The following is a 20,133-nucleotide window of genomic DNA, read 5'->3' on the forward strand; positions in this document are numbered from 1 at the left end:
ACAACGATCAGCGGTTGAACAGGCCCTTCATGCCGCCTTTCATCGCGCCCATCTGGCGCATCATCTTCATCATGCCGCCGCCCTTGAGTTTTTTCATCATCCCTTGCATCTGGTCGAACTGGTTCAGCAGGCGGTTGACCTCCTGCACCGGCACGCCGGCACCCGCCGCGATGCGGCGCTTGCGGCTGGCCTTGATCAGTTCCGGCTTGGCGCGTTCGGCCGCCGTCATGCTGTTGATGATGCCTTCCATGCGGCGCACCTGCTTTTCCGCCTGATCCATGTTGGCGCCCTGCGCCTGCTGGGCGAACTGCGCGGGCAGCTTGTCCACCAGGCTGCCCAGGCCGCCCATCTTCTTCATCTGGCCGATCTGGGCCTTGAAGTCTTCCAGGTCGAAGCCGCCCGTCTTCTTGATCTTCTTGGCCAGCTTCTCAGCGGCATCCATGTCCACGCCACGCTGTGCCTCTTCCACCAGCGCGAGGATGTCGCCCATGCCCAGAATCCGCTGGGCCATGCGTTCGGGGTAGAACGGCTCCAGCCCGTCCAGCTTTTCGCCCACGCCGACGAACTTGATCGGGCGGCCGGTGATGTGGCGCACGGACAACGCGGCGCCGCCGCGGGCGTCACCATCGAGCTTGGTCAGCACCACGCCAGTCAGCGGCAGCGCGTCGTTGAACGCCTTGGCGGTGTTCACGGCGTCCTGGCCGAGCATCGCGTCGACCACGAACAGCGTTTCCACGGGCTTGAGTTCCGCGTGCAGCGCGGCGATCTCCTGCATCATCGCCTCGTCGATACCCAGCCGGCCGGCCGTATCGACGATCAGCACGTCGTGGTAGTGCTTGCGGGCCCAGTCCAGCGCCGCGCGGGCGATGTCCACCGGCTTCTGGTCCAGTTGCGACGGGAAGAAGTCCGCGCCGACCTGCTCGGACACGGTCTTGAGCTGGGCGATAGCGGCGGGACGGTACACGTCGCACGAAACCGTCAGCACCTTCTTTTTCTTGTTTTCCTTCAGCCACTTGGCCAGCTTGCCGGACGTGGTGGTCTTGCCGGCGCCTTGCAGGCCGGCCATCAGGATGATCGCGGGCGGCTGGACGTTCAGGTTCAGCTCGGCAGACTTTTCCCCGCTGACGGCTTCGTCGCCGCCGATGACCGCGGTCAGCTCGCGCTGCACCACGCCGACCAGCGCCTGGCCCGGCGTCAGGCTGCTGACGACTTCCTCGCCAAGCGCCTTTTCCTTGACGCGGGCGACGAATTCGCGCACGACCGGCAGTGCCACGTCGGCTTCGAGCATGGCAAGGCGCACTTCGCGCAGCATCTCGGCGGTATTGGCCTCGGTCAGTCGGGCCTCGCCGCGCATGGTCTTGACGACCCGCGCCAGGCGTTGAGTGAGGTTATCCAGCATGGCAGGAAAGGGGGAGGAATTCGGCTTGTGGGAGGGGCGCGCGTGGCGTTGTGGTGGCGATCCACCGACAAGGGCACAGGGGCAGACCCTAGGGTAAACTGCGCAAATGGCCATTGTACTGTATGCCTTGACGGCACTTCTCTATTGCGGCCTGGCCTTTCACGGCTGGGCAACGCGCAATCCGCGGCTGGCGGCCGCCAGCGGGGCGACGGTCGGCCATCCGGGGCGTCCCGGCGCCACGGCCACGGCGGTGCTCATGTCCCAGCCCGGCGGCGCCCGTGGCGAAGGTCAGCCTGCCTGGTGGCACGCCGTGGTGCTGGGGGCGCTGGTCAGCCACGGCATCCTGCTCCACGAAACGATCTTCCCGGCCGACCGCATGGTGTTCGGCTTCGCCTTCGCCCTTTCCGCCATGCTCTGGCTGGGCGTGGGTATCTACTGGATCGAGAGCTTCTTCTTTTCGCTGGCGGGGCTCGGCCTGATCGTCTTCCCCGTGGCGATGCTGGCGAGCCTGATCCCGCTGGCGTTCCCGGGCGCGCAGATCCTGGGCTACGCGGCACGGCCGCTGTTCAAGCTGCACTTCATCATCGCCAACGTGGCGTACGGTCTCTTCACGCTGGCCGCGTTCCACGCGTTCCTGATGCTGCTGGCCGAACGGCGCCTGCACGGCTTCAATCGGCCGCTGGCGGGCGAGCCGGCGTCCGGCCAGTGGCTCGGTCGCTGGCTGGACCTGCTGCCGCCGCTGCTGACGCTGGAAAAGCTGCTGTTCCGCTTGATCGCGGCGGGCTTCGTGCTGCTGACGCTGACCATCGCGTCCGGCTTCCTGTTTTCCGAACAGCTGTTTGCGCGCGCATTCCGCGTGGACCACAAGACCGTATTCGCGATCATCTCGTGGGCGATGTTCGGCGGCATCCTGATCGGCCGGCATTTCCGCGGCTGGCGCGGACGCACCGCGCTGCGCTGGGTCATCGCGTCGTTCGGCATCCTGCTGCTGGCGTACGTGGGCAGCCGCTTCGTGATCGAAGTGGTGCTGCACCGCCTTTCCTGAACCCCTGAGCTCCTGAGTCCCTGAGCCATCTCATGGCAAGAATCCTTATCCTGCTGGCTATCGTGCTGGGCATTTTCTGGTGGCTGCGCGGCCGCGCCGCACGGGAGGCGGCCGACCGGCCAACGGCCCGGCGCCGCGCCGCGCCCAATTCGGGAGCCTCGGGCAATGCAGACGATAGCGAGCCCATGGTCCAGTGCGCCCAGTGCGGCGTGCACCTGCCACGCGGCGAGGCCATCGCCTGGCACGGCCTGCACTACTGCCGCCGCAGCCATCTTCCCGATGTGCCAGGCCAGGGCGGCCAGGGCGATAGCGGCGCGCGCTCATGAGGCCGCGGGCATCGGTCTGGTCCCGCCTGAGCGGCTGGCGCCTGCTGGTTGATCTCTGGCGGCAGCCCGAGCCGCCCGAATTCCACTGGCGCCTGCTGCGCTATTTCTGCTGGACCCGGCTGGCCGTGGCGCTGCTGCTGCTCGGCTACGCGTGGCTGCCGCTGGAACGGTCGGTGGCGGGCGTGGCTGTGGTCAATGTCGCCGCCAATGCCCGCACCGCCGCGGCGCTGCCGGTCGTGCTGCCCTACATCGCGATCGCGGTGGTGGCGTTGATCGGCACGATGTGGCGGCGTCATTTCCACATGCGGGTCCGCGGCCAGGTCCTCACGGACATGTTCCTGCTGACGGCGATCTACGCCGTGCTGGGGCAGATCGGCAGCCATGGCGAAGGCATGGCGATGATCTTCCTGCTGCCCGCGCTGGAGGCGGGCGCGCTGACGAGCCTGCTGTTCGCACTGTTTACGGCGGCCTTGTCGGCGCTGGTGGTGATGGGCCAGCCGTTCCTGCAGACCTTGCTGGCCCGGCAACCCGATGCCAACCTGCTCGGGTCCGGGCTGTTCGGCCTGGTGTTCATGATCGCCGCGCTGGTGATGTACATGCTCGCCAACCGGCAGATCGCGCAGGAGCGGCTGGCGCTGGCGCGCGAGCAGGAGCTGCGGTTGCAGCAACTGGTGAACCGCCTGATGGTCAACGACATGCAGGACGGCGTGATGCTGGTGCGCGCCAACGGGGCCGTGGTGGCCGCCAACCCGGCCGCCGTGGTGCTGCTGGGCGTGCAGCCGCACGAGCGTCTCCGCGATGGCCAGGTCCGCGCGGGCGAGAGCGACAACGTGCTGTTCGACCTGCGCCGCATTGCGCGCCTGCAACCGCTGATGGAAATGCTGCGCGACTGGATCCGGCGCAAGGACGATGTGCCGCGCATCCTGCAGTTGCTGCCGTTGCCATCGCGCCCGTCGGCGGCCGGCAACCCGCTGCTGCACACTCGCCTGCGGCTGCGCTTCGTGCTGCCGGGCCTGGCCGGGCTGCGCTCCACGCTGGCGGGCGTCATGACCTCGCCGGCCGCCCTGGATACCGCCGGCTGGAACGACCTGTCACCCGAGGGCGCGGCGCGCCTGCGGCTGGCCATCGCCCAGAACGAGGCGATGGCATGGAGCCCGGAGGACGAGACCCTGCTGCGCAGCGAGATGCGCGATACGGTGCTGGTCCACATCGAAAGCTGGGAACGGATTGCCGAGCAGGTTCAGCAGGAAAAGCTCGCGGCCATGGGCCGGCTGGTGGCCAGCGTGGCGCACCAGATCCGCAATCCCCTGGCGGCGATCAGCCAGGCCAACGAACTGCTGGCGGACTCCGGCGCGGGCGAGGGCAATATCGATGCGCGGCTGCTGCGCATCATCAGCGACAACGTGCGGCGCCTGGACCAGGTGGTGTCGGACGTGCTGCAGTTGTCGCGCCGGCCGCGCACGGGCCACAGCGCCGTCGAGTTGAGCCAGGCGCTGCCCGAGATCCTGGACCGCTGGCGGCTGGAGATGCGCTCGCGCGCCGGCGCCCGTTCCGACATCAATGCCAACGCCATCCGGCTGATCGTGGACGTGGACCGCCCGGTCATCTTCGACGGCGCGCAGCTCCAGCAGGTCCTGGGCAACCTGCTCGACAATGCCTGGCGCTATTGCAGCCGGCTGCCGGGTTCGATCCGGATGCTGGCTCACGCGCTGGACCAGCATCACGCCGAACTGATTGTCTGGAATGACGGCGCCGAGGTGACGCGCGACCAGCAGCGCAGCCTGTTCGAGCCGTTCTTCACCAGCAATGCGCAGGGCACTGGCCTGGGCCTGTTCATGGCGCGCGAGCTCTGCGGCGCCAACGATGCCCAGGTGCGCTACGGCGCCATCGGCCTGGAAGCGTTGCTGGAACGCACGGGGCTGCTGGCAGGCGGCGCACGCGATACACTCCCGGCCAAAGCTTTCGTGCTGACGATGCGGATCGAGACGCCCGACGTCGTGACCGCCGCCTAGCGCGCCCAGCGCCCGCAACCCTTTCCGGCAACGCCGAAACCCACGCCCTCTATGCCCGCCAGACCGCCCGCCCTCGACCCGATCCTTGTCATCGACGACGAGGCCGACCTGCGCGAGCTGCTCGATATCTCGCTTCGGCGGATGGGCCATGACGTGGTGATGGCCGGATCGCTGGCCGAGGCGCGGCTGCGGCTGGCCGAACGCCGCTACTGCCTGGTGCTGACCGACATGCGGCTGGGCGACGGGCTCGGCATCGAGATCGTGCGGCAGTTGTCCACGTCCCCGGAACGCACGCCGGTGGCCGTGATCACCGCCTACGGCAGCGCCGACAACGCCGTGGATGCGCTCAAGGCCGGTGCGTTCGACTACATCGCCAAACCGGTCTCGCTGGACCAGCTACGCACCCTGATCCTGAATGCGCTGGGCCGCCAGCAGCGCGCGGCAACCGATGGCGCCGTGGTCAGCGCCGAGGCGGCGGAAGCGGCCGAGGCCGCGGATCGCGCCGCCGGGCTGCTGCCGGGCTTGTCGGCACCCATGCAGGAGGTGCGCCGGTCGCTGTCGCGGCTGGCGCGCAGCATGGCGCCCGTGGTGATCAGCGGCGAGTCCGGCAGCGGGAAGGAACGCGCCGCGCGCGCGATTCACGCAGTGAGCGCGCGATCCGCCCATCCGTTCGTGGCCGTGAACTGTGGCGCGATTCCCGAGACGCTGATGGAGTCCGAGTTCTTCGGCTACGTCAAAGGCGCGTTCACGGGCGCGGATGCCGAGCGTGGCGGCTTCTTCCAGGCGGCCCACGGCGGCACGCTGCTGCTGGACGAGGTGGCGGACCTGCCGCTGGCCATGCAGGTCAAGCTGCTGCGCGCACTGCAGGAACGGCGCGTGCGCAAGATCGGCGCGAGCAAGGAAGACACGGTGGATGTGCGCGTGATGTGCGCCAGCCACAAGGACCTGGCCGCGATGGTGGCGGCCGGGGCGTTCCGGCAGGACTTGTATTACCGGCTCAACGTGCTGGAGTTGCGCATGCCCACGCTGCGCGAACGGGCCGAGGATATTCCGGTGCTGGCGCACGCGATCCTGGAGCACCTGGCCGTGCGCTATGGCGACGCCCACCCCCGGCGCCTGTCGGGCGCCGCGCTGGCGCGGTTGTCGACCTATCCGTTCCCGGGCAACGTGCGCGAGCTGGAGAACCTGCTCGAACGCGCCTACGCCTTCGCGGAAGCCGAGGAAATCGCGGTGGCCGATCTCGGGCCGCTGGACGCCGGCATGGACCGCGCCGGCCTGTTGCCGCCGGGCACGCCAGCCAGCGCGCCGGCCGCCGCCGCCTACCATCCGTGGGGCAGCGCCGTGGCCTGGTCCGCGGTCGCCAGCGCCGCCCAGCCGCCAGCGGCGCCAGGGATGCCGCCGGCCGAAGCGGCCCGCGCGCCGGCTCCCGAGCCGGACCCGATGGCCGACGCGCTGCGCGACGTGACGTTCCCGATCGACCTGCCGGCCCGGCTGGAGGCGCTGGAGCGCGAGCTGATCCTGCGCGCGCTCCGCCAGACCGGTTTCAACCGGACGGCCGCGGCGCCGTTGCTGGGGTTGAACTTCCGCCAGTTGCGCTATCGGATCCAGCAACTCGGGATCCGTGACGAGCGCGAAGGACGCGAGGGGCGCGATGGCAGCGACGATAGCGAGTCGCTGACCGAAGGGGAGGGGCGCGATGGCTGATGCGCCGCGCGACTACCTGCCCGACGCCGATGGCTGGGTGCCGGCCGCGCGCCGCGTGCCATCCCCCAACTTTGACGCCCGGCCCGACGGCATGCCTGTGGACCTGGTGGTGCTGCACAACATCAGCCTTCCGCCGGGACGGTTCGGCACCGGTGACATCGAGGCGTTCTTCCAGAACCGGCTCGACATCACGCGCGATCCGTTCTTCGAGACCATCCGCGACGTGCGTGTGTCCGCGCATTTCCTGATCGCGCGCACGGGCGCGCTCGTCCAGTTTGTGGCGTGCACGCAACGTGCGTGGCATGCGGGCCAATCGGATTTCTGCGGCCGCCAGCGCTGCAATGATTTTTCGGTGGGCATCGAAATCGAGGGCGCCGACGATCAGCCTTTCACGTTGGCACAATACGACACTGTTGCCGCATTGGTCGCCGCCCTCCGCACGGCATATCCCGTCCAGGCCATCGCCGGACACAGCGATATCGCACCCGGCCGCAAGACCGATCCCGGCCCGCATTTCGACTGGAATCGCTTCGCGCGGCTCGCCCAGGTGCCGCCGGCGCTACTCCCGTACCAGCCTCGTCCCTGAGCGTCCCCTCTTTGTGCAGTACGCCTCATATGGGGGCAAGGCACACCGTGACAGCCCTGTGAAAACCCCATGCCGGGGCCACCTATCGAGTGGCCACTTTGGATTAAAAAATTTAAAAAATTTTGTGCGGTGGCGCACAGGAAACCGGGATCCCTTGCCGTAGCGCGGTTGGCGGGAATGTGGCGCCGCCGCACAGTCGCGAACTGTCTCGCGGATGCGATTGTCAAGACTGGTCTTTCATCTTCGTTTCACTATACTTAGCCCAGTTTTTCGCGGTGACCACTATATCTAGTAGTGCTTCCGGGGAACCGGCCTAGGTGTGAAGCCAGCGCCGCAGCAGTTTGCGACGTTGGCGCCACAGCAGCGACATGGCCGGCGGTATCGCAAGAGTCCCTAGCAGAATGAACGCCTGTGCAGTTTGGTTCTCGCCCCGGCCCCAGCCGTGTCGAGTGTCTTCTGAAGCGCATTTTGCTAGGGACTTTGTCACTTCAATACAAGGGTTAAAACAGGAGTTTCCTCATGCAAACGGCCCAAAACGAACAACAAAACACTGGCGTGACTGGCGTTGTCGGCGCAGCAGCCGGTACGTCGCAGCAGACCCCCGCCGCTGCGGGCGCCAACTATCAGGACTACAAGCTCATTCGCCGCAATGGGGCCGTGGTGGCGTTCGAGCCGAACAAGATTGCCGTGGCCGTGACCAAGGCCTTCCTGGCCGTGAACGGTGGCCAGGGCGCCGGCTCCGCGCGCGTGCGTGAGCTGGTGGAGCAACTGACCGGGAGCGTCGTGCGCGCGCTGCTGCGCAGCCGTCCGAACGGCGGCACGTTCCACATCGAGGACGTGCAGGACCACGTGGAACTGGCGCTGATGCGTTCGGGCGAACACGAGGTGGCCCGTGCCTACGTGCTGTACCGCGAGAAGCGCACGCAGGAACGCGCCCAGGCCAACGCGCAGGCCGTGGCCCGCGTGCAGGAAGGCGGCGTGTCGTTCAACGTGACCGACAACGGCGCGACCCGTGTGCTCGACCTGGCGGCCCTGCATGACCTGATCGACACCGCCTGCAGCGGACTGGGCAACGCCGTGAGCGCCGAGCCGATCCTGAAGGAAACGCTGAAGAACCTGTACGACGGCGTGCCGATGACGCAGGTCTACGATTCGGCCATCCTGGCCGCGCGTACGCTGATCGAAAAGGATCCGGCCTACAGCCAGGTCACCGCTCGTATCCTGCTGCACACGATCCGCAAGGAAATCCTGGGCGCCGAGGTGACGCAGGCCGAGATGTCCACGAAGTACGCCGAGTACTTCCCGAAGTTCATCGCCCGCGGTATCCAGGCCGAACTGCTCGACGAAAAGCTGGCCACGTACGACCTGGCCCGCCTGGGCGCCGCGCTGGATGCCTCGCGCGACTTCCAGTTCAACTACCTCGGCCTGCAGACGCTGTACGACCGCTACTTCCTGCACGTGGACGAAGTCCGCATTGAAATGCCGCAGGCCTTCTTCATGCGCGTGGCCATGGGCCTGGCGCTCGAGGAAAAGGATCGCGAAGCCCGTGCGATCGAGTTCTACCAGCTGCTGTCGTCGTTCGACTTCATGTCGTCCACGCCGACACTGTTCAACTCGGGTACCCGCCGCTCGCAGCTGTCGTCGTGCTACCTGACCACCGTGTCGGACGACCTGGAAGGCATCTACGAAGCGCTGAAGGAAAACGCGCTGCTGTCGAAGTTTGCCGGCGGCCTGGGCAACGACTGGACCAACGTGCGCGCGCTGGGCTCGCACATCAAGGGCACCAACGGCAAGTCGCAAGGCGTGGTGCCGTTCCTGAAGGTGGTCAACGACACGGCCGTGGCCGTGAACCAGGGCGGCAAGCGCAAGGGCGCGGTCTGCGCCTACCTGGAGACGTGGCACCTGGACATCGAGGAATTCCTGGAGCTGCGCAAGAACACCGGTGACGACCGTCGCCGCACGCACGACATGAACACCGCGAACTGGATTCCGGACCTGTTCATGAAGCGCGTGATGGAAAACGGCGAATGGACGCTGTTCTCCCCGGCTACCTGCCCGGACCTGCACGACAAGGTGGGCCGCGCATTCGAACAAGCCTACCTGGGCTATGAGGCCAAGGCCGCCAATGGCGAGCTGAAGCTGTTCAAGAAGGTCCCGGCCATGCAGCTGTGGCGCAAGATGCTGGGCATGCTGTTCGAAACCGGCCACCCGTGGATCACCTTCAAGGATCCGTGCAACATCCGCAGCCCGCAGCAGCACGTGGGCGTGGTGCACAGCTCCAACCTGTGCACGGAAATCACGCTCAACACCAATGAGAGCGAGATCGCCGTCTGCAACCTGGGCTCCGTGAACCTGGTGGCGCACCTGAAGAAGCAGGCCGACGGTACGCAAGTGCTCGACCACGCCAAGCTGCAGAAGACCATCCGCACCGCGATGCGCATGCTCGACAACGTGATCGACATCAACTACTACGCGGTGGAAAAGGCGCGCAACTCCAACCTGCGCCACCGTCCGGTCGGCATGGGCATCATGGGCTTCCAGGACTGCCTGCACGTGCTGCGCACGCCGTACGCCAGCGATGCCGCGGTGAAGTTCGCCGACACCTCGATGGAAGCGGTGTGCTACTACGCCTACCAGGCTTCCACGGAACTGGCCGAAGAGCGCGGCCGCTACAGCACCTACGAGGGTTCGCTGTGGGATCGCGGCATCCTGCCGCAAGACTCGCTGAAGTTGCTGGCCGAAGAGCGCGGCGGCTACCTGGAAGTCGACATGTCGTCGTCGATGGACTGGAGCAGCCTGCGTGCCCGCATCAAGCAGCACGGCATGCGCAATTCGAACTGCATCGCGATCGCCCCGACCGCGACCATTTCGAACATCATCGGCGTGTCGGCCTGCATCGAGCCCACGTTCCAGAACCTGTACGTGAAGTCGAACCTGTCGGGCGAGTTCACGGTGGTCAATGACTACCTGGTGCGCGACCTGAAGGAGCGCGGCCTGTGGGACGAGGTGATGGTTGCCGACCTGAAGTACTTCGACGGTTCGCTGGCCCGTATCGACCGCATTCCGCAAGACCTGCGCGACATCTACGCCACGGCCTTCGAAGTGGAGCCGAGCTGGCTGGTGGAAGCCGCCAGCCGCCGCCAGAAGTGGATCGACCAGGCTCAGTCGCTGAACATCTACATGGCGGGCGCCTCGGGCAAGAAGCTGGACGACACGTACAAGCAAGCCTGGCTGCGCGGCCTGAAGACCACGTACTACCTGCGCACGATGGCCGCCACGCACGTGGAGAAGTCCACCGTGTCGCGCGGTTCGCTGAACGCGGTGTCGTCGGGCAGCGAAGGTGGCATGTCCGCCGCCCCGGCAGCGGCCCCGGCAATGCCGGAAGCCGATGGCCCGGTCTGCACGATGCGCCCGGGCGACGCCGGCTTCGACGAGTGCGAAGCCTGCCAGTAAGCCAATAGTCGATGTGCCGTTCCCGCCAGTGCGGGAACGGCTGCTGAAAGAATTCACGGAGAACACCAACATGCTGAGCTGGGACGACGACGTTCAAGCCACGCCGCAGGCTGCCCCGCAGCCCGCGCTGCAACCTGCCACCCCTGTCACCGCTGACCAGCAGGGCGCGCTGCCCCCGTCGGCCACGCAGCCGTCCGGCATCCTCGGCAACAATCCGAACGCCGCCGCCGCGCAGGACACCCGCCGCGTGAACGCCGCCGACAAGCGCGTGATCAACGGCTCCACCGACGTCAACCAGCTGGTACCGTTCAAGTACAAGTGGGCGTGGGAAAAGTACCTGGCTGGCTGCGCCAACCACTGGATGCCGCAGGAAATCAACATGTCCCGCGACATCGCCCTGTGGAAGGACCCGAACGGCCTGACCGAGGACGAGCGCCGCATCATCAAGCGCAACCTGGGCTTCTTCGTGACGGCCGATTCGCTGGCCGCCAACAACATCGTGCTGGGCACCTACCGCCAGATCACGGCGCCGGAATGCCGCCAGTACCTGCTGCGCCAGGCCTTCGAGGAGGCCATCCACACGCACGCGTACCAGTACATCGTGGAGTCGCTCGGCCTGAACGAAGCCGAGATCTTCAACGCGTATCACGAAGTGCAGTCGATCCGTGACAAGGACGAGTTCCTGATCCCGTTCATCGACACGCTGACCGATCCGTCGTTCAAGACCGGCACGCCGGAAAACGACCAGAAGCTGCTGAAGAGCCTGATCGTGTTCGCCTGCATCATGGAAGGGCTGTTCTTCTACGTGGGCTTCACGCAGATCCTGGCGATGGGCCGCCAGAACAAGATGACGGGCGCTGCCGAGCAGTACCAGTACATCCTGCGCGACGAGTCGCTGCACTGCAATTTCGGCATCGACCTGATCAACCAGATCAAGCTGGAGAATCCGCACCTGTGGACGGCCGAATTCAAGGCCGAGATCACGGAGCTGTTCCAGAAGGCCGTGGACCTGGAATACCGCTACGCGGAGGACACCATGCCGCACGGCGTGCTGGGCCTGAACGCACCGATGTTCAAGGGCTACCTCCGCTTCATCTGCAACCGCCGTTGCCAGCAGATCGGCCTGGACCAGCTGTTCCCGAACGAGGAAAACCCGTTCCCGTGGATGAGCGAGATGATCGACCTGAAGAAGGAACGCAACTTCTTCGAGACGCGTGTCATCGAGTATCAGACGGGCGGGGCGCTGAGCTGGGATTGATGGGGCTGGCACGGCATCGCGTGCCGCTGCCACCTTTGAAAACGGACTGCCTTGGCAGTCCGTTTTTCATTCCGGGGCATGATCCGCACCCCGATCCGCCCGATAACCACCGGGACCGGCTGCGCGGGCGACCGGTGTTGTATCGCACAGGGCAGGCCAGCCGGCTTGCCCTGTTGCGTTTCGGCTCAATCCGCCGACGCGCCGGAACGCTTCACCACCGTCGACCACTTCCGGATCTCGCTGTCGACGAACTTGCCGGTTTCGGCGGGCGTCATCGGCATCGGCTCGGAGCCGCGATCCGTGATGAACTTCTGCAGTTCTGGCGATTGCAGTGCCTTCACCGTCTCCGCGTTGAGCTGGCTGACGATGGCCGGCGGGGTGCCGGCGGGGGCCATCAGGATGGCCCAGCCCAGCGCCTCGAAGCCCGGCACGCCTTCCTCGCGCACGGTGGGCACCGATGGCAACTGCGGCACGCGTTGCGCGACTGTCACCGCCAGCGGCACGGCTTTCTTCGACTGGATCAATGGCATGGCGGCGGTGACGGAATCCACCATCAGCGGAATCTGATTGCCGAGGAAATCCGCCTGGGCGGGGCCGCTGCCCTTGTACGGAATGTGGACCAGGAAGATGCCGGTCTGCGCCTTGAGCATCTCCGCGGAGAGATGCTGCGTGCCGCCGATGCCGGCACTGGCGTAGCTGTACTTGCCCGGCGCGGTCTTCGCCTTGGCGATCAGGTCGTGCAATGACGTGAAGCCCGAGGCCGGCGTGGCCAGGAATACCAGCGGCACGGAGAACACGCCGGAGATCGGTGCAAAGTCCTGGCGCGGATCGTAGTTGAGCTTCTTGTACAGCGTCTGGTTGATTGCCATCGCACTGCCGGCCATGACCAGCGTGTAGCCATCCGCCGGGGACCTGGCGACGACTTCCATGCCGATGTTGCCGCCCGCGCCGGCGCGATTGTCCACCACCACCGACTGGCCAAGCTGCTTGCCGAGCCGCTCCGCCAGCGCACGGGCAAAGATGTCCGTCGCCTGACCCGGCGGGAATGGCACGATCAGCTTGATGGGCCGCTCCGGATAGGCGGCATGGGCGGAAGTGGCCGCGAGCAGCAGGGCGGCGGCGAACAGGCGCAACGTCTTCACGGGAATCTCCTCTGTCTTGTTCGGGCTCGGGTGGCCCAGGGAGATTCTACGGGGTTGTCGTGCGGCGTTGCTGCTCACGCCGGTGCCCTGGCGTGCTAAAGCAGCGACAACATGCGTTTTCAGAACGGTCTCACAGACCGTCGGGCCGCCGCTTCCTAACATGGTCGGCAACCGTCATCCGCCTCGGGGACGATTCAACGGCCGATCACCCGCGCGGTGGAGGCCCACCAAGGAGATTCACCGATGCAAGCCGCAGTCCTGCACCGCCTGGGCGACACGCCGAGATTCGATACCTTCGACGACCCCGACCCGTTCGACCACGAGACGCTGGTCCGCGTGCGCGCCACGGCCATCAGCCCGGTGGACCTCGCGGCGGCCGCCGGCCGCCATCACAGCATGCCGCTCGATTTGCCGGCGATCTGCGGCACGGATGGTGTGGGCGAGACCGTGGATGGCGTGCGCGTCTACTTTACGGTCGCGCGCCAGCCGTTCGGCGCCATGGCTGAATACGCGCCGGCGGAATGGGCGGTGCCAGTGCCGGACGGACTCGATGACGCAGCCGCGGCTGCCATCGTCAGGCCCGCCCTGGCTGCCTGGATGCCCCTGACCGTGCAGGCGGATCTGGAGCCTGGCGAAACCGTGCTGATCCTGGGCGCCACCGGCGCGGCGGGACGGATGGCAGTCCAGGCCGCGCGGTTGCTCGGCGCGGGCCGCATCATCGCCGCGGGGCGCGGGCAGGACGCGCTGGCCACGCTGGGCGCCGATGCGACGATCGACCTGCGCATGCCGCCCGCCGCCTTGCATCAGGCATTCTCGGCCTATGCCGCGGAGGGGATCGACGTGATCGTCGACTTCCTGTGGGGTGATCCGGTCGAGCTGCTGATGGCCGCTCTCGTACGGTCAGACCTGGGTCCGCCCATCGAGGACGATCGGGGTATCCGGCTGGTATCGGTGGAGGAACAGGTGTCGGGCAGCCTGACGCTGCCGTCCGCGGCGCTGCGAGACTCGCGGCTCAGGCTGATGGGCAGCGGTCCGGCCAACTATCCGTCCTTCGCGCATCTGGAGACGTTTGTCGGAGATATCCTGCTGCACGCGCTGGAGGGCGATCTGTCCGTCGAGGTGGAATCGATGCGCATGGCCGATGTGACTGAGGCCTGGGGACGCGCCACGCTGCTGGAGCGGCCTGTGGTGCTGATGGTGGCGTGAGCGGCTGACGGAGCAGGGGGGCAGTCAGCGGCCAGTGAGGGGGCGGAGAGCGGGTGGAGAGCCCGGGAAGCCATGGAGAGAACCCGCACGCTGGCGCGTGCGGGTCCAGGGTGTACAGGTCTCAGGCGGCCTTGCGTACGTCGGCGGCAAGGGCGGTGGCGGGGGCTTCCGCCGCGCCCTCGGCCTTGCGTTCGCCGCCGAGCGCGTCCGTCAGGTCGCCCAGCATGGCGGCGAGTTCGCCGGCCATCAGGGCAAAGTCGGCATCGAAGCGCTCGTCTTCATCATGCAGCGTGCCATCAGCCTGTTCCTTGATGACGTCCAGCGGGGCGACGCGCTTGACGGCCAATGTGTCGGTCAGCACGAACGACACGCGGTCGTTCCAGGTCATGGCCAGGCGCGTGCAGCGCTTGCCGGCGGCGATGTGCCGGCGCAGGTCTTCCGGGTCCAGCGGATGGCGCACATAGCGGACGGTGGCCTTGGTCTCGGCGCTCGATTGCAGCTCGATCTCCTGGTCGACCGTGAAGCCAGCCGGGGCGGTATCGGTGGCGAGCCATTCCGTCATCGCCGCGACGGGCGACTGGTTGACGTGGAGGCCGACCACGGGCAGCGGGTCGATGGCCTTGAACAGCATGCCTCGTACTTCGTCGGCCTTGGCCGTGGCGGCCGCGTCGATGGCCAGCCAGCCATTGACGGGGTCGATCCACACGCGGGTGTCGCGGCGGATGCTGAAGGCGCGCGGCAGCAGTTCTTCAGTGATCTGCTCCTTCAACTCCTTCAACTGCTTGCGTCCGGGCTTGAAACCCTGCTGTTCTTCCAGTTCCACAGCCCGCGCCTTGGTGACCTGATTGACCACGGTGGCGGGCAGCAACTTCTTTTCCGTGCGGAGAACCAGCAGCATCTGGCGGTTGACGCAGTGCACCAGCTGGCCATTGTCGCGCGGCGATGCCCAGCCCTGGGTCTGCATCTCGAGGCTGGTGCCGGGGAAGAAGGCATGCTTGGCCAGGGAAGCTTCCACGTCTTCGGCGCTGAGCGTCCACGGGGCGGAAAAACGGTGAATCTGGAGATTCTTAAACCACATGAGAATTCGGCCAGGAGAATGGAAAGGGACGAATTCTATCCCGGTTGAGCGGCGGGCGATCCGGAAAGGGAGACAGAAAAAAAGCGCGCATCGCACGGGACCAGATGTCCCGGCGATGCGCGCCTGCCTCGGTGGCGAGAGCGGGGCTTGCGGCGTCAGTGACCGCGTCAGATATCGAGCTTCGAGATCTTCGTGCCTTCCAGGCTCAGGCCCGCCATCAGGCCCGCATTGGTCAGCGCGAAGCCGACAATCGGTTGCTGGGCCGTGTTGGTGTCCAGCTGGCCGTTGGCACCGATCGTCGCCAAGGCCACCGTTGCATCTGCACCAACCTGCCAGCCATTGCTCCTGACGAACTTGTCGTAGGCGTCCTGCGTCAGGAACATCAGCACAAAGGCCTTGGATTGCGCACCAACCTGCCAGCCGACGGAGCCCGAGATCGCGCGATAATATCCACGGTCGGCGCCGCCGGAGCGCAGCACGCCATCGCCGTACTCGCCCCCCACCACAAAGCCGGCGGACAGCAGCTTGGGGAAGATGAGGATGCCGCGCGCCTTGTTGGCCAGGTCATGGGAGCCCTTGACCGAGGTGTACAGGCGATTGAGCGTATCGTTGGCGCCCGCATCGATCTCGCGCCGTTTGGCGGCCTTGTCGGTCGCTGCGCTGGGCCCCGTGGTGGTGCATCCGGCGAGCGACAGCACGCCGAGGGACAAACCGGAGAGACTGACAAGCCCAGCGCCGCCGCCGGACAGGAAGGTTCGACGTTTCATTATTTCCTCCAGGATGGTCGTGTGTTGCAACCGCCTCTACAGCATAGGCGTGCAAAGCACATAGGCAAATGCGATTTTGTCTGACTTGGCCTGGGAGAGTCTCTGACATGGCACAGACATACTTTCTTGCAATTCGCCGGAAAAGCTCCGGAACCCGCCTTAAGTGACCGAGTCTTTTGAAGATGCAAAAGAAAATCGCCCCCATTCTCGCTTCGGCCCCGTCGGCCGCTTCCCTTTCATCTGTCATTCCGGCGACTTCCGCTGACGCCAGCGCATCCATCGATCGCCCGCGCGGCAGCCGCCGGTTGGCCGCAAGGCTCGGCCCGCTGAGCGTGCCCGTCGCAGCGCTGCTGCTGGCCGCTTGTTCCTCGCAACCGACAATGGAATCGGCGGAATCCAAACAGGAAACTGCCGCGCTGAATTCCGGATGGCAGGCCGAGCGTGCCAAGTACATGGATTGTGTGCAGGACAAGGCCGACGACGGCGTCAAGGGCAAGGCTGCTCCGAAGGACGTGGCCGCCAGCGCGCTGGAGTCCTGCAAGGGCCAGCTTGGCGTCATGCATGACGCCTTCCAGTCCTACCTGTCGGCGCAGATGAGTTCCTCGCACGGTCAGGCCGGCGCCCGTCAGGCTGCCGCCCGCGTCACGACCGATACGCGCGAGAAAGCGCGTACTTACCTCACGCGCTATGTGGAAGTCGAGCGATACAAGGCCAACCAGCGCTAGATCCCACAGGTCGTCACGGATGACGCGCCGGAGCCGGCGCGTTGCCGTCATCGTGCACGAAGATCCACGCACACAATCCGCCAGCCGCCGCGAGTAGCGCGGACAATCCCATCACCCATCGGAATCCGGCTACGAAGGCCTCGCCCACGGCATGCCGCAGCGCGGCCTGCAGCGTCGGGTCGACCTGCGTCGGAATGTCGATTGCCGCGAGTTTGTGGCGCTGCACCAAGATGGCCTGCACGACCTCTTGCGGCGCGCCGGTTGCGGCCAGGCCCCGGATCAATACCGGTTGAAACGCCGCTACCAGAATGATGCCCAGCACCGCGATGGCCAGCAGCCCCGCTACGCGCGAGGCCGCGTTGTTGATGCCCGATGCCGCGCCCGTGGCGCCAGGCGGTACCGCATTCATGACGGTCGTGGTCAGCGGCGCGACGCTGATCGACATGCCCAGACCCAGCACCAGCACCGCCGGGAACCAGGTCAGCCAATAGCTGCCGCCGATGCCTGGCACCGCGAACATCGCGAAGCCGACCGCCGCCACCAGTGGGCCTGCCACTAGCGGTCGCCGCGCGCCGTACTTGTCCACCAGCCCGCCGGCCCAGCCGGACATCACGAACATCAGCAGGATGAACGGCAGCAGGGCCGCGCCCGCCGCCGTCGTGGAATAGCCTTGTACCTGGATGAGGTTCAGGGGAAAGAAGAAGAGTCCACCGCCCAGCGCGGCATAGAGCAGGAATGTCAGAAGGTTCGCGCCGACAAAGCGGTCGGAGCGGAACAAGGCCAGCGGCAGGATTGGGCTGACGTTGCGGCGTGGGTTTGCCTCCAGCCATACGAACATTGCCAGCATCGCCAGACCGCTGGCGATTGGTCCCCATACCAAGGGATGCCGGCCTCCCAGCATCGGGAATTCGATCAGACCGTAGACCAGGGCGCCGAGCCCCAGTGTGGCCAGCCCGCTGCCAGTCCAGTCGATCGCACCCGGGCTCGGCGCGCGGCTCTCCGGCACGCGCCATAACGTGATGACGAGAACGGCGGCCGCCAGCGGCACATTGATCAGGAATGCCGCGCGCCACGACAGATGGTCGATCAGCCAGCCGCCCGCCACCGGCCCCAGCGCCGCGGTCATCGCGGTGGCGCCCGACCAAGTCCCGATGGCCTTCCCGCGCGAGGCCGGGTCGAACGATGCAGACAGCAACGCCAGGCTTCCCGGCACCAGCAATGCCGCGCCGATGCCCTGCACCGCGCGTGCCACGATCAGGTGGCCGATGGTGGGCGCCAGTCCGCACCAGACCGATGCCGCCGCAAAGATCGCCACGCCAGTCGCAAACACGCGGCGCCGGCCAAAGCGGTCGCCGGCGGCGCCGCCCGCCAGCAACAATGCCGCCAGGCATAGTGCGTAGGATTCCACGGCCCATTGCACGTCGGCCAGGTTCGCACCCAAGTTGCGCTGCAACGCGGGCAGCGCCACGTTGACGACGGTGCCATCGATGAACGCCATGCTCGATGCCAGGATCGTCGCCGCCAGCACCCAGGGCGCTTGCCGGCGCGAACATGGCGTGGCGTCAGGCCCGGCGCGTAGCACCGCGTCGTCGCATGGGCCCTGGGCCAGCGGTGTGGTGGACATGGTCAGCCGCGGCGCATCGTCGGTGTCACAGCATCGCCAGCGGATGCGCCTTGTGTGGCGGCGGGAAGAGCTGGTCGAGTTCCGCTAGTTGTGCGGGCGTCAGCGTCACGTCGAGTGCACCCAGGTTCTCGCGCAAGCGATCGCGATGGCTGGTCTTGGGGATGGCAATGACGTCGTCAGTCCTCAGCAGCCAGGCCAGCGCGGCCTGTGCCGGCGTCATGCCGTGCGCGTGCGCAAAGCGTTGCAGGCTGGCGTTGCGCAGCAGGCGCGCCTGCTCGATCGGCGAATAGGCCATGACGGGCACGTTGCGCTCGCGCAGCCATGGCAACAGGTCGAACTCCATCCCGCGACGGCCGAGGTTGTAGAGCAACTGGTTCACGGCAACCTGATCCCCGCCGGGCACTTCCGCGAGTTCCTCCATGTCGGCCAGATCCAGATTGCTGACGCCGAAATGCCGGATCTTGCCGGCCTGCCGGAGTGCCAGGAACGCCTCCATCGTCTCTTCGAAGGGCGTGTCGCCGCGCCAGTGCAGCAAATAGAGGTCGATGCGATCGGTGCCCAGCCGGCGCAGGCTGCGCTCGCATGCCGCGACAGCGCCTTTGCGGCTGGCATTGTGGGGGTAGACCTTGCTGACCAGGAATGCGTCGTCGCGGCGGCCTGCGAGGGCCTCGCCGATCAACGACTCGGCCAGACCCTCTCCGTACATTTCGGCGGTATCCATCAGACGTACCCCGAGATCCAGCCCCAACCGCAGCGTGGCGATTTCTTCCGCGCGCGTGGAACGGGCGTCGCCGATATTCCAGGTGCCCATGCCAAGCGCGGGAACGCGCTCGCCGCCGGGGAGCGTGACGTATTTCATGCATCGACTCCAGTGCAATGACTCATGTGTCTCGGGCGGCGCGCGGGCCACACCAGCCTTTCACACTAGTGAACATTGCCGCGAAGTACAAGGCGGGGTCAGCATTGCAGCGAGGGCAGGGTGCACAGGGAATCGTGCACACAGACCCGGGTTCTCAGGTCCTGGCGCTCAGACCATACCGGTCAGGTAGAACACGGCGATCACGAAGAACACGGCCATCGTCTTGATGACGGTGATGGCGAAGATGTCGCGATAGGACTCGCGGTGCGTGAGGCCGGTGACGGCCAGCAGCGTGATCACCGCGCCGTTGTGCGGCAGCGTGTCCATGCCGCCGCTGGCCATCGATACCACGCGGTGCAGCACTTCCAGCGGGATCTGCGCGGCCTGCGCGCCCTGGATGAAGACGTCCGACATGGCCGCCAGCGCAATGCTCATGCCACCCGAGGCCGAGCCGGTGATGCCCGCCAGCGTGCTCACCGACACCGCCGCGTTGACCAGCGGGTTCGGGATGCTGCGCAGCGCGTCGCTCACCACCAGGAAACCCGGCAGCGCCGCGATCACGCCGCCGAAGCCGTACTCCGAGGCGGTGTTCATCGACGCCAGCAGCGCGCCGCCCACGGCGCCCTTGGTGCCTTCGGCAAAGCGCGAGCGCACCGCGCCGAACGCGGTCACCAGCACCACCACGATGCCCAGCAGCAGCGCCGCCTCCACCGCCCAGATCGCCGTCACGCTGGCGATCTTGGTCTCCACCGGCTTGGCCAGCCCCGGCAGCGACACGCTGTTGGCCTCGCCATACCAGAGCGGAATCATGCGCGTGAGCCAGAAGTTGGCCACGCCCACCACCACCAGCGGCAGGATGGCCAGCAGCGGCGGCGGCAGCTTGCCGCCCTCGACGCGCTGGGGTTCGTTGAGCAGGTTGGTGCCGTAGCCCTCGCCACGCGCGGCGGCC

The 20,133-nt window shown here is 66.6% G+C and carries 15 protein-coding genes and 1 pseudogene; 9 read left to right on the plus strand and 7 right to left on the minus strand.

Going from position 1 to position 20,133, the window contains the following annotated elements; genetic code table 11:
* Nucleotides 1-7 precede the first annotated feature (7 nt).
* On the minus strand, nt 8-1,399 hold the full coding sequence (gene ffh / locus BLR29_RS28055) for a signal recognition particle protein (protein WP_092142133.1): 1,392 nt from the start codon (nt 1,397-1,399) through the stop codon (nt 8-10).
* Nucleotides 1,400-1,505: 106 nt separating this feature from the next.
* Between ffh and BLR29_RS28060 the strand changes: the two genes are divergently transcribed.
* The 7 genes from BLR29_RS28060 (at nt 1,506) to BLR29_RS28090 (ending at nt 11,783) form a co-directional block, all read left to right on the plus strand.
* Entirely contained in the window at nt 1,506-2,444 is a 939-nt protein-coding gene (locus tag BLR29_RS28060; RefSeq protein WP_092142136.1) for a cytochrome C assembly family protein, read from the plus strand.
* A gap of 32 nt (nt 2,445-2,476) precedes the next feature.
* Nucleotides 2,477-2,770, plus strand: coding sequence for a PP0621 family protein (locus BLR29_RS28065; protein WP_092142138.1), 294 nt, complete (start codon nt 2,477-2,479; stop codon nt 2,768-2,770).
* Nucleotides 2,767-4,782 (plus strand): sensor histidine kinase, encoded by a 2,016-nt coding sequence (locus BLR29_RS28070; protein ID WP_092142141.1) that lies wholly within the window; start codon nt 2,767-2,769, stop codon nt 4,780-4,782. Before BLR29_RS28065 ends, BLR29_RS28070 begins: the two co-directional genes overlap by 4 nt.
* A gap of 51 nt (nt 4,783-4,833) precedes the next feature.
* Nucleotides 4,834-6,486 carry a sigma-54-dependent transcriptional regulator gene (locus BLR29_RS28075; RefSeq protein WP_092142144.1) on the plus strand — a complete coding sequence of 551 codons (1,653 nt, stop codon included), beginning with the start codon at nt 4,834-4,836 and terminating at the stop codon, nt 6,484-6,486.
* Entirely contained in the window at nt 6,479-7,072 is a 594-nt protein-coding gene (gene ampD / locus BLR29_RS28080; protein WP_092142147.1) for a 1,6-anhydro-N-acetylmuramyl-L-alanine amidase AmpD, read from the plus strand. The genes BLR29_RS28075 and ampD overlap by 8 nt, the downstream gene beginning before the upstream one ends.
* Before the next feature lie 519 nt (nt 7,073-7,591).
* Nucleotides 7,592-10,525 carry a ribonucleoside-diphosphate reductase subunit alpha gene (locus tag BLR29_RS28085; protein WP_092142150.1) on the plus strand — a complete coding sequence of 978 codons (2,934 nt, stop codon included), beginning with the start codon at nt 7,592-7,594 and terminating at the stop codon, nt 10,523-10,525.
* A gap of 70 nt (nt 10,526-10,595) precedes the next feature.
* Complete coding sequence (locus BLR29_RS28090; protein WP_092142177.1) at nt 10,596-11,783, plus strand: ribonucleotide-diphosphate reductase subunit beta; 1,188 nt, start codon at nt 10,596-10,598, stop codon at nt 11,781-11,783.
* Between the two features lie 185 nt (nt 11,784-11,968).
* Here the strand turns inward: BLR29_RS28090 and BLR29_RS28095 are convergent, their stop codons facing one another.
* The gene (locus BLR29_RS28095) at nt 11,969-12,925 is read right to left on the minus strand and encodes a tripartite tricarboxylate transporter substrate binding protein (protein ID WP_092142153.1); all 957 of its coding nucleotides are present in this window, start codon (nt 12,923-12,925) and stop codon (nt 11,969-11,971) included.
* Nucleotides 12,926-13,168: 243 nt separating this feature from the next.
* Between BLR29_RS28095 and BLR29_RS33175 the strand changes: the two genes are divergently transcribed.
* Nucleotides 13,169-14,131, plus strand: a complete 963-nt coding sequence (locus BLR29_RS33175; RefSeq protein WP_092142156.1) for a quinone oxidoreductase family protein — start codon at nt 13,169-13,171, stop codon at nt 14,129-14,131.
* Between the two features lie 121 nt (nt 14,132-14,252).
* On the opposite strand, the gene BLR29_RS28105 is transcribed toward BLR29_RS33175, so the two are convergent.
* Together BLR29_RS28105 and BLR29_RS28110 are read right to left on the minus strand one after the other, a co-directional pair.
* Nucleotides 14,253-15,209, minus strand: a complete 957-nt coding sequence (locus tag BLR29_RS28105) for a recombination-associated protein RdgC (RefSeq protein ID WP_092142159.1) — start codon at nt 15,207-15,209, stop codon at nt 14,253-14,255.
* 167 nt (nt 15,210-15,376) lie between these two features.
* Nucleotides 15,377-15,976 (minus strand): BPSL1445 family SYLF domain-containing lipoprotein, encoded by a 600-nt coding sequence (locus BLR29_RS28110; RefSeq protein WP_092142162.1) that lies wholly within the window; start codon nt 15,974-15,976, stop codon nt 15,377-15,379.
* A 182-nt stretch (nt 15,977-16,158) separates the two neighbouring features.
* Between BLR29_RS28110 and BLR29_RS33250 the strand changes: the two genes are divergently transcribed.
* A complete protein-coding gene (locus BLR29_RS33250; RefSeq protein ID WP_369804728.1) occupies nt 16,159-16,701 on the plus strand; it encodes a hypothetical protein in 543 nt (180 codons plus the stop codon).
* A 13-nt stretch (nt 16,702-16,714) separates the two neighbouring features.
* Here the strand turns inward: BLR29_RS33250 and BLR29_RS28120 are convergent, their stop codons facing one another.
* From BLR29_RS28120 to BLR29_RS28130, 3 genes and pseudogenes are all read right to left on the minus strand, one after another.
* Complete coding sequence (locus BLR29_RS28120) at nt 16,715-18,325, minus strand: MFS transporter (RefSeq protein ID WP_092142165.1); 1,611 nt, start codon at nt 18,323-18,325, stop codon at nt 16,715-16,717.
* Nucleotides 18,326-18,350: 25 nt separating this feature from the next.
* On the minus strand, nt 18,351-19,184 hold the full coding sequence (locus BLR29_RS28125; RefSeq protein WP_092142168.1) for an aldo/keto reductase: 834 nt from the start codon (nt 19,182-19,184) through the stop codon (nt 18,351-18,353).
* Between the two features lie 168 nt (nt 19,185-19,352).
* Nucleotides 19,353-20,133: pseudogene (locus BLR29_RS28130) on the minus strand (GntP family permease); the annotation flags it as partial.

The organism is Cupriavidus sp. YR651 (assembly GCF_900101625.1).
Taxonomy (GTDB): Bacteria; Pseudomonadota; Gammaproteobacteria; order Burkholderiales; family Burkholderiaceae; genus Cupriavidus.

What these genes read in the sequence shown, in the direction of transcription:
- BLR29_RS33250 (WP_369804728.1), top strand. Translation starts at nt 16,159, where the DNA reads ATGCAAAAGAAAATCGCCCCCATTCTCGCTTCGGCCCCGTCGGCCGCT.
- BLR29_RS28085 (WP_092142150.1), top strand. Translation starts at nt 7,592, where the DNA reads ATGCAAACGGCCCAAAACGAACAACAAAACACTGGCGTGACTGGCGTT.
- BLR29_RS28090 (WP_092142177.1), top strand. Translation starts at nt 10,596, where the DNA reads ATGCTGAGCTGGGACGACGACGTTCAAGCCACGCCGCAGGCTGCCCCG.
- ampD (WP_092142147.1), top strand. Translation starts at nt 6,479, where the DNA reads ATGGCTGATGCGCCGCGCGACTACCTGCCCGACGCCGATGGCTGGGTG.
- BLR29_RS28070 (WP_092142141.1), top strand. Translation starts at nt 2,767, where the DNA reads ATGAGGCCGCGGGCATCGGTCTGGTCCCGCCTGAGCGGCTGGCGCCTG.
- BLR29_RS33175 (WP_092142156.1), top strand. Translation starts at nt 13,169, where the DNA reads ATGCAAGCCGCAGTCCTGCACCGCCTGGGCGACACGCCGAGATTCGAT.
- BLR29_RS28125 (WP_092142168.1), bottom strand. Translation starts at nt 19,184, where the DNA reads ATGAAATACGTCACGCTCCCCGGCGGCGAGCGCGTTCCCGCGCTTGGC.
- ffh (WP_092142133.1), bottom strand. Translation starts at nt 1,399, where the DNA reads ATGCTGGATAACCTCACTCAACGCCTGGCGCGGGTCGTCAAGACCATG.
- BLR29_RS28075 (WP_092142144.1), top strand. Translation starts at nt 4,834, where the DNA reads ATGCCCGCCAGACCGCCCGCCCTCGACCCGATCCTTGTCATCGACGAC.
- BLR29_RS28120 (WP_092142165.1), bottom strand. Translation starts at nt 18,325, where the DNA reads ATGTCCACCACACCGCTGGCCCAGGGCCCATGCGACGACGCGGTGCTA.
- BLR29_RS28065 (WP_092142138.1), top strand. Translation starts at nt 2,477, where the DNA reads ATGGCAAGAATCCTTATCCTGCTGGCTATCGTGCTGGGCATTTTCTGG.
- BLR29_RS28105 (WP_092142159.1), bottom strand. Translation starts at nt 15,209, where the DNA reads ATGTGGTTTAAGAATCTCCAGATTCACCGTTTTTCCGCCCCGTGGACG.
- BLR29_RS28110 (WP_092142162.1), bottom strand. Translation starts at nt 15,976, where the DNA reads ATGAAACGTCGAACCTTCCTGTCCGGCGGCGGCGCTGGGCTTGTCAGT.
- BLR29_RS28060 (WP_092142136.1), top strand. Translation starts at nt 1,506, where the DNA reads ATGGCCATTGTACTGTATGCCTTGACGGCACTTCTCTATTGCGGCCTG.